Origin of the sequence: Protofrankia sp. Cj3 (genome assembly GCF_917627355.1) — a bacterium.
Classification (GTDB): Bacteria; Actinomycetota; Actinomycetes; order Frankiales; family Frankiaceae; genus Protofrankia.
In genome coordinates, this window is record NZ_CAKJTR010000193.1 from 1 (window position 1) to 1,733 (window position 1,733).

A 1,733-nucleotide genomic window follows, 5' to 3' on the forward strand; every position below is an offset into this window, starting at 1 on the left:
GCAGCGTCAACAGCTATGCGGCAATCCAGAGAATCCCGGTGGCCGAACGCGCCTGCCAGAGCGAATACGCCGCGTCGCTGTGTGATCGACTCTCGTTTGCAGGCAAGCCGTTCGCGTACGTACGCGAGAAGTTCGCTCAGTCGACACTGTGCCGGCGACGGCACTCTCCGCATTTTTTCGATCACTCACCCTGCAAGTCTGGGCTCGCACGCACATGATCTCCCATTCGATCTTCCGATATATGGAGCGCAGGGACTCAGAGAGTCGGATGGCCTGATAGCCGACATGATGGAGGGCTTTCGTGGACCGACCGCCGAACCTACCCGAAGCTCAGAAGACGGCCCGGCCACGCTTGGGTCGCCGTCACCGCGCACTAGCGGGGTTCATCGCCACGGCAACATGGACACTCGCGTTGGCGATTCCAGCAAGCGCCGAGCCAATTCCGACCTCAATACCAACTACGACATCAACGGTAGTGCCGGGTGCGCCGGACGAAATCAAAGTTGATCCAACCTGGGGTACCGCACCCGGCAAAGACAAGGTCCAGATGTTGCTCGACTTCCTTTCGCAGGCAGGCTTGTACTGCTGCCTTGCAGCGATCATCCTGGGCGGAGCCATCATGAGTCTCGGGAAAATGATCGGATCAGCGCAGGGCAACCGTGGCGTCCCACTCGTTCTCGGTGGCGGCGGTGGCGCAATCATCGTCATTCTCGCGCCCGGAATCATCAACTGGCTTGTGAAGTGAGTCGCGTCCTGTTGATTGCGGTGGTGGCCTGGCACGCCGCGGCGCCGCGGTACGTCAACCCGATTATCCGGGCGAGGGCTTGATGCGCGTCGTCACCAGCTGGGGTGCGGAGACGTTCGCCAACGCGGTGGTCGGCTGGTTCGTCAGGAGCCTCCTGGATGCTATCGGTCTCATCATCGGAGATTTCTTCAAGGAGACGACGCGTCCGCATGTGACCGCAACCGAGTTCATCGGTGCTGGTGGCACCTACACGGTTGTCGCCTCGATGAGTGTCCTGCTGCTCGCCGGTTTCACGTTCCTGGGCGTGATACAGGGATTGCTCTCGGGAGAACCGGGGCAGGCGCTGGTTCGGGTTCTTCGTGACATCCCGCTCGCAGTGTTGGCGATCATTGGTTTCCCCTGGCTGGTCGATCAGTTGCTGACGCTCGCCGATGTTCTTTGTAGTTGGATACTGCCCTCGACCGATACCGCGACCCGTATTCTGACGGTGTCCGCCGTCAACAATATTAAAGGCACGGGTAGTGGACCCGCGCAGCTACTGATAGCTGTGGCAGCGTTCACCGCGACGGTACTGATCTATCTGGAGCTGGTTGTTCGTAACGACCTCGTCTATCTGGTTGTCGCGCTTTCTACGCTATCGTTCGCTGGTATCACGATGCCGGCGGCACGGCCAACTGCACGCAAAGCAGTCGAAACGATAATTGCGATCATTCTCGCGAAACCGGCGATGTACATCGCGCTGCGGGTCGGTCTGGATTTCCTGCTCGTGCAGGAGAAAGGCTCTCCGCTTGGTACCTCCGGATGGGGGAAGCTGATTGTTGGATTCACCGTCATCATGCTGACCGCGTGTGCTCCGTTCGTAGTGTGGAAATTGATCCCGGCCGCCGAAGGCTATGTGCTCGCACAGGGCTTGTCCCGGGCGCCGATGCGGGCGGCGATGCAGGCCGTGCAAACCGCGTACTGGGGTCAGGCGCTCCTGGGCGGAGTA

General features: G+C 60.3%; 2 protein-coding genes and 1 pseudogene. All 3 read left to right on the plus strand.

The annotated features are described in order from the left end of the window. On the plus strand, positions 1–218 hold a 218-nt coding region (locus MJ783_RS19620; RefSeq protein WP_239312437.1), incomplete at its 5' end, for a hypothetical protein. Between the two features lie 194 nt (positions 219–412). Continuing rightward, positions 413–745, plus strand: coding sequence for a hypothetical protein (locus MJ783_RS19625; RefSeq protein WP_239312439.1), 333 nt, complete (start codon positions 413–415; stop codon positions 743–745). An 82-nt stretch (positions 746–827) separates the two neighbouring features. Next, positions 828–1,733, plus strand: a pseudogene (locus MJ783_RS19630) (aminoglycoside adenyltransferase); the annotation flags it as partial.